This window comes from Streptomyces sp. 8L (assembly GCF_020176795.1).
Classification (GTDB): Bacteria; Actinomycetota; Actinomycetes; order Streptomycetales; family Streptomycetaceae; genus Streptomyces.
In genome coordinates this window covers 1-6,693 of sequence record NZ_JAIUKE010000559.1, presented here as the reverse complement: position 1 = coordinate 6,693, position 6,693 = coordinate 1, and the positions used below count along the sequence as shown (strand labels likewise).

The following is a 6,693-nucleotide window of genomic DNA, read 5'->3' as shown; positions in this document are numbered from 1 at the left end:
GTCCGCGCGGACCCCGCCCAGCACCGGCACCGGACCCCGCCCACCACCGGTGCGCGCCCGCGCGGACAGGGAGGCGCGCCCTCCTGAGCGGGCAGGGGCCCGCAGCCCGTGGCGGCCCGCGCCTGGTGGCCCCGGAAGGCTCCGGAGGCCGGGCCCCGCCCTCGCGATCAGTCGAAGATCGGCCCCTCCGTGCGCGTGCGCTTGATCTCGTAGAACCCCTTGACCGAGGCGACCATCAGCGTGCCGTCCCAGAGCTTCAGCGCCTCCTCGCCCTTCGGGGCCGGGGTGACGACCGGGCCGAAGAACGCGATCTGCTCGCCGTTCGCCCCCGGCACCGCGATGACCGGGGTGCCGACCTCCTGGCCCACCTTGTCGATGCCCTCCTTGTGGGAGGCGCGCAGCTCCGTGTCGTACGTGTCGGAGTCCGCGTAGTCGAGCAGGTCCGCCGGCAGGCCCGCGTCCGCCAGCGCACCCGCGATGGCCTCGCGCGTGGGGCCCTCGCCCTTGTTGTGGAAGCGGGTGCCGAGCGCCGTGTACAGCGGGCCGACGACCTCGTCGCCGTGCTTCTGCTGGGCCGCGATGACCACACGCACCGGCGCCCACGCCTTCGTCGTCATCATGTCGCGGTACTTCTCGTCCATCTCGTCCAGGCGCGGCTCGTTCAGCACCGCGAGGCTCATCACATGCCACCTGATGTCCAGGTCCCGGGCCTCCCGCACCTCAAGCACCCAGCGGGAGGTCATCCACGCCCAGGGGCACAGCGGGTCGAACCAGAAGTCGACCGGGGTCTTCTCCGACATGTCTCTCCTCAGAAAGATCCATAAAGAACACACCTGAGTCACTCAACGCCCGCGCGCCCTCCCGCCATTCCCGGGCGCGGGCGCCCGCATGCCGGTCGCTCCGTACCGACATGCGAGGATCGACCCTGTTCCGAGACGTCCGTGAGCTGCGAAGGAGCTGCCCGAAGTGCCTGGAGAGAACCTGTCCCGCGACGAGGCCCGTGAGCGGGGAGAACTGCTCTCCGCCACGGGCTACGAGGTCGCCCTCGATCTCCGCTCCGCCGTCGGCGAGGGTCCGGCCGACGGGCCGCGCACGTTCCGCTCGGTCACCACGCTCCGCTTCACCTGCGCCCGCCCCGGCGCCGCGACCTTCGTCGACCTGATCGCGCCCTCGGTCTCCGCCGTCACACTGAACGGCCGCGCCCTCGACCCCGCGGCCGTCTTCGACGGCGTGCGCATCGCGGTCGACGGCCTCCAGTCGGAGAACACACTCGTCGTCGACGCGCAGTGCGCCTACAGCAGGACCGGCGAGGGCCTGCACCGCTTCGTCGACCCGGAGGACGGCGAGGTCTACCTCTACACGCAGTACGAGCCGGCCGACGCCCGCCGCGTCTACGCCAACTTCGAGCAGCCCGACCTCAAGGCCCCCTACCGCTTCGAGGTGACGGCGCCCGAGGGCTGGCAGGTGTGGAGCAACGGCGCGGGCGCGCGCGACGCGGACGGCGTCTGGCGCTTCGCGGAGACCAAGCCGATCTCCACGTACATCACGGCCGTCGTGGCCGGCCCGTACACGTACGTCACCGACACCTACCGGCGTGCGCTGCCCGGCGGCGGCGAGCTGGAGATCCCGCTCGGCGCCATGTGCCGCAAGGGCCTCGCCAGGCACTTCGACGCGGACGACATCTTCCTCGTCACCAAGCAGGGCCTGGACTTCTTCCACGAGCACTTCGACTTCCCCTACCCGTTCGGGAAGTACGACCAGGCGTTCGTGCCCGAGTACAACCTCGGCGCGATGGAGAACCCGGGCCTCGTCACCTTCCGAGAGGAGTACATCTACCGCGGCAAGGTCACGCAGGCGTCCTACGAGCGCCGCGCCAACGTCATCCTGCACGAGATGGCGCACATGTGGTTCGGCGACCTCGTCACCATGCGGTGGTGGGACGACCTGTGGCTGAAGGAGTCCTTCGCCGACTTCATGGGCGCCCTCTCGATGGTGGAGGCGACCCGCTTCACGAACGGCTGGATCACCTTCGCCAACAACCGCAAGGCCTGGGCCTACCGCGCCGACCAGCTGCCCTCCACCCACCCGATCACGGCCGACATCCGGGACCTGGAGGACGCGAAGCTCAACTTCGACGGCATCACCTACGCCAAGGGCGCCTCCGTGCTCAAGCAGCTGGTGGCGTACGTCGGCAGGGACGCGTTCCTCGAAGGCGCCCGCCGCTACTTCAAGCGGCACGCCTACGGCAACACGGAACTCGGCGATCTGCTCGCCGTGCTGGAGGAGACCTCCGGCCGCGACATGGCGGGCTGGGCCCGCTCGTGGCTCCAGACCGCGGGCGTCAACTCGCTGACCCCGCAGGTGGTCTACGGCGACGGCGGCCGTGTGGCGGAACTCGCGATCGTGCAGGACGCGCCCGAGTCCCACCCCGAACTGCGCCCGCACCGCGTCGCCGTGGGGCTCTACCGGCTGACGCCGGACGGCGGCCTCACCGCGTACGCGAGCACGGAGGCGGACGTCGCGGGGCCGCGCACTGTCGTGGCGGAGCCGGCCGGCGCCGAGCGCCCCGACCTGATCCTCGTCAACGACCAGGACCTGACCTACTGCAAGGCCCGGCTCGACGCGGCCTCGCTCGACACACTCCGCGTCCACCTCGGCGCGGTGGCCGACCCGATGGCCCGGGCGCTGTGCTGGTCCGCGCTGTGGAACATGACGCGCGACGCGCTGCTGCCCGCCCGGGACTTCGTGGCACTCGTGCTGGCCCACGCGGGCCGCGAGAGCGACATCGGCGTCCTCCAGATGCTCCACACCTGGGCGAACTCCGCCCTCGTCCACTACGCGGCGCCCGCCTGGCGCGCCGAGGGCGGGCGGCTGCTCGCCGAGGGCGCCCTGCGCGAGCTGCGCGCCGCGGAGGCGGGCAGCCAGCACCAGCTGACCTGGGCCCGCTTCTTCACCCAGGTCGCCGCGAGCGAGCAGGACCTGACGTTGTGTCAGGCCCTGCTGGACGGAACCGAGAAGGTGCCGGGGCTCGACATCGACCAGGAGGTGCGGTGGGCCCTCCTCGCCCCGCTGGCCTCGCACGGCCGCGCCGACGCGCGGGCGATCGAGGCCGAACGCGCCCTCGACGACACCGCGTCGGGCGAGCGGCACGCGGTGCGCTGCCTCGCGTCGCGCCCCTCGGCCGAGGTGAAGGCCGCCGCGTGGGAGGCGGTCGTGGAGGGTGACACGCTGTCCAACGCGCTGGTGGAGGCGACCATCGCCGGGTTCGCGCGGCCGGGGCAGCGTGAACTGACCGCCCCGTACACGCCGAGGTACTTCGCGGCCGTCGAGCGCGTCTGGGCCGAGCGGTCGATCCAGATCGGCATGCTCGTCGTACGCGGTCTGTTCCCCGCGCTCCAGGACGACCCCGCGACGCTGGAGGCCGCCCGCGCCTGGCTGGCCGCGCACGAGAGCGCCGCGCCCGCGCTGCGCCGCCTCGTGGCGGAGGCGGCGGACGACCTGGCGCGCGCCCTGCGCGCACAGGAGTGCGACGCCGCGGCCTGAACGCGCGCCCCGGACGGACGGCCCCTCGTCGGCAGTCGAACGCCCGTACTTTAGGACGGGCTTGTCCGGTTTGGGCAACGCCCTTGTAACAGGGGTTAGCGGGGCGCGGGAGGTGGGGGAGACCGGGAGCATGAACAACAACGGCACTCCCCTCTCCTCCCCGCTCCCCGGCTGCGAAGGCCGCCCGGCCGGCGCCGCATCCGCCGGGGCCGGCCGCGAAGGAGCCCCCGCCGCCGGCGCGCCCGCTCCGCGCCTCATGACGGCGCATCAGCTGCGGCAGCGGGGGATCTCGGCGGCCCGTGTCGCGGAACACACGAGGACCGGCGGCCCCTGGCGGCAACTGCTGCCCGACGTCTACCTGCTGGACGGGGGCCCGGTCACGGGGGAGGACCGCCTGCGGGCGGCGCTGCTGTACGCGGGGCGCGCCGTACCCGCCCAGGGCAGGCGCGGCACGGCCGGCGCGGGACGTTCCGCGGCGATGGTCACGGGCCTCGCGGCGCTCGCGGCCCACGGGTTCGAGTCCGCGCCCCCGCTGCCGTCTCTTGACGCGGTCGACGTCCTGGTGCCGCGCACCCGGCGACTGCGCTCGACCGGCTTCGTACGGCTGATCCGCACGGCGTCCCTGCCCGAGCCCGAGCCGGTCGGCGGCCTCGCCCTCGCGCCGGTCGCGCGCGCCCTCGCGGACGCGGTGGCCGAACTGGCGGACGTCCGCTCCGTACGCCTGCTGCTGACCGAGGCCGTACGGGACGGGCACTGCGAACCCGGCACGATCGTCCGCGAGTTGGCGGCGGCCCGCCTGCTGTCCCGGCCGTACGTGGTCGGCGCGGTCGACGCGCTCCTCGCCGAGGGCAGGGCGCGCGCCGAGGAGCGCCTGTACGCCCTGGTGCGCGACGGCGCCCTGCCCGAGCCGCTGTGGAACGTCGACCTGCGGCTGCCCGGCGGGCCCTACCTCGGCGGTGTGGACGCGTTCTGGCCCGACCACGCCGTCGCGGTCGAACTCGACACACGCGCCCCGAGGTTCTGCGGCAGCTTCGCGGACGACGCCCGCTACGAGCCCGGCGCGGCGAAGCGCGAGCACCTGGAGCGGCTCGGCGTCACCGTCGTCCACCTCACCCCCCGCACCCTGCGGGAGGCGCCGGAACAGCAGACCGTGGTGGTGCGGACCGCGCTGACGGCCGCCGGTGACCGGGAGCCCGCCGCCCCCCTGGTGGTCCTACCGCGGTGACGCCTTCGCGACATGTCCCACGGCGGGCCGCTCCCGCCACAACCGCAGGGCCACATCGACCAGTTCGACATGCGGAAGGCGCTCCACCGCCTCCAGCGGATGCCAGGCGGCGAGGTCCGTCGACCCGTCCGGCTCGGCGCGCAGCGCACCGCCCGTGATCTCGCCCTCGTACAGGATGCGCAGGCCCTGCCGATCGCCGCGCACATACGAGTCCACGCCGAGCAGCGCCGTCATCCGCGACGTGTGCCCGGTCTCCTCCCAGACCTCCCGCACGACCGTGTCGAACGGGTCCTCGCCCGGGTCCATTCCGCCGCCCGGCAGGGTCCACCGGCCGGCCCCCGACCGGTCGCGGAGATGCGGGATGAGCCGCGACAGCAATATGCCGCCGTCGTTCACCAGGACGGCGTAGGCGGCCACGCGAAGTGAGGTGCGCATCGCGGCAGCCTACCCACGCCCAACCGGCCACCGCCCGGTATTTCCGGCGCCGCCGGAGCCCGGCGCGGCAAGCCCGCCGCAGGCGGAGGCCGTCCCCGCACCCCTCGCCCGCTCCGGTCGGGGACGCGGAGTTCCGCCTGGGACCCACGAGTACGGACCCGTGACCGCCACGGCGATCCGCGATCGAACACCATGGGCCCCCTCTGCACGGCGGGCGGACTGATCGATAGGGTCCAACCACCATGGCCCACGTTGCGGGAGCGGAATCGTATGCGGCCCGGCTGCGCAAAGGACTGCACCGGGCGCGCATCACCCTGCGCCGGTCGGGCGTCGACTACTTCCGCGGCGAGGGCTCCGACTGGATCGCCATGACCGGGCTGCTGATGCTCGTACCGGCGATCACCGTGACCACGCTGGCGCTGCCCCTGTGGTGCGCGTCGTCCGCGCTCGTCGTGCCGATCGTCGCCGGCGGACTGCTGCTGCGGCCCGCGAGCCTGCTCGGCCTGTACGCGCTCTCCGCGGCGGCGCTGATCGTCGAGTCGATCGTCCTCGGGCCCTACACCGGAGGGCCGGGACGCGTCACTCCCGGCACCGTCCTCGAAGTCGCCGCGTGCGGCCTCTTCGGGCTGCTGCTCGCGCAGTTCAGGGCGCGCGTCGGGGTGCCGTGGCGGCGCGGCGGGACGATGCTGTTCGACCTGCGCGAGCGCATCCGGGTGCAGAGCGCCCTGCCGAGCCTGCCGAAGGGCTGGTACCGGGAGTGGTCGCTGCGCCCCGCGGGCGGCCAGTCCTTCTCCGGCGACTTCGTCGTCGCGGCCCGCACCAACGGCGGCCGGACCCTGGAGGTCGTGCTCACCGACGTGTCCGGCAAGGGCATGGACGCCGGATCGCGGGCACTGCTGCTCTCGGGAGCCTTCGGCGGTCTGCTCGGCTCGCTGCCGCCGCACGGCTTCCTCCCGGCCGCCAACGGCTACCTGCTGCGGCAGAACTGGGACGAGGGCTTCGCGACCTCCATCCACCTGGTGCTCGACCTCGGCTCCGGCGACTACGAACTCCTCTCGGCCGGCCACCTCCCCGCCCTGCAACTCCACGCGGGCACCGGCCTGTGGGAGGAGAAGTCGGGCGAGGGCCCGCTCCTCGGGGTCTACGACGGCGCGCGGTTCGACCCGGTCAAGGGCGCGCTGCGCCCCGGCGACGTGCTGATGCTGTTCACGGACGGCCTGGTCGAGGCGCCGGGCCGCGACCTCGCGGAAGGCATCGACCGGCTCACCGGCGCGGCCGACCGCTATGTGCAGGCGGGCTTCGAGGGCGCGGCCTGGCACCTCATCGAAGCGGTCGCCAAGGACGTCAACGACGACCGGGCCCTCCTACTCCTCACCCGCGACGCCGACGCGGGGGGGGGGGGGGGCGCGCCCCCCCCCCCGGCCCCCGGGGGGGGGGGGGCGGGGGGGGCGGGGGCGGGGCCGGCGGGGGGGGCGGGGGCGGGGGGGGGG

Annotated in this window: 5 protein-coding genes; 3 read left to right on the top strand and 2 right to left on the bottom strand. The window is 73.9% G+C overall.

What is annotated here, in order from left to right:
• Window positions 1-167: 167 nt before the first annotated feature.
• On the bottom strand, window positions 168-800 hold the full coding sequence (locus LCE31_RS34305; protein WP_225021505.1) for a mycothiol-dependent nitroreductase Rv2466c family protein: 633 nt from the start codon (window positions 798-800) through the stop codon (window positions 168-170).
• A 166-nt stretch (window positions 801-966) separates the two neighbouring features.
• Between LCE31_RS34305 and pepN the strand changes: the two genes are divergently transcribed.
• A complete protein-coding gene (gene pepN, locus LCE31_RS34300; protein WP_225021503.1) occupies window positions 967-3,543 on the top strand; it encodes an aminopeptidase N in 2,577 nt (858 codons plus the stop codon).
• A gap of 130 nt (window positions 3,544-3,673) precedes the next feature.
• On the top strand, window positions 3,674-4,768 hold the full coding sequence (locus tag LCE31_RS34295; RefSeq protein WP_374118648.1) for a hypothetical protein: 1,095 nt from the start codon (window positions 3,674-3,676) through the stop codon (window positions 4,766-4,768).
• Here LCE31_RS34295 and LCE31_RS34290 read toward each other — a convergent pair.
• Entirely contained in the window at window positions 4,757-5,203 is a 447-nt protein-coding gene (locus tag LCE31_RS34290; protein ID WP_225021500.1) for an NUDIX hydrolase, read from the bottom strand. The genes LCE31_RS34295 and LCE31_RS34290 overlap by 12 nt on opposite strands.
• Window positions 5,204-5,445: 242 nt before the next feature.
• Here LCE31_RS34290 and LCE31_RS34285 point away from each other — a divergent pair.
• A partial coding sequence (locus LCE31_RS34285) for a PP2C family protein-serine/threonine phosphatase (protein ID WP_225021498.1) occupies window positions 5,446-6,693 on the top strand: 1,248 nt, incomplete at its 3' end.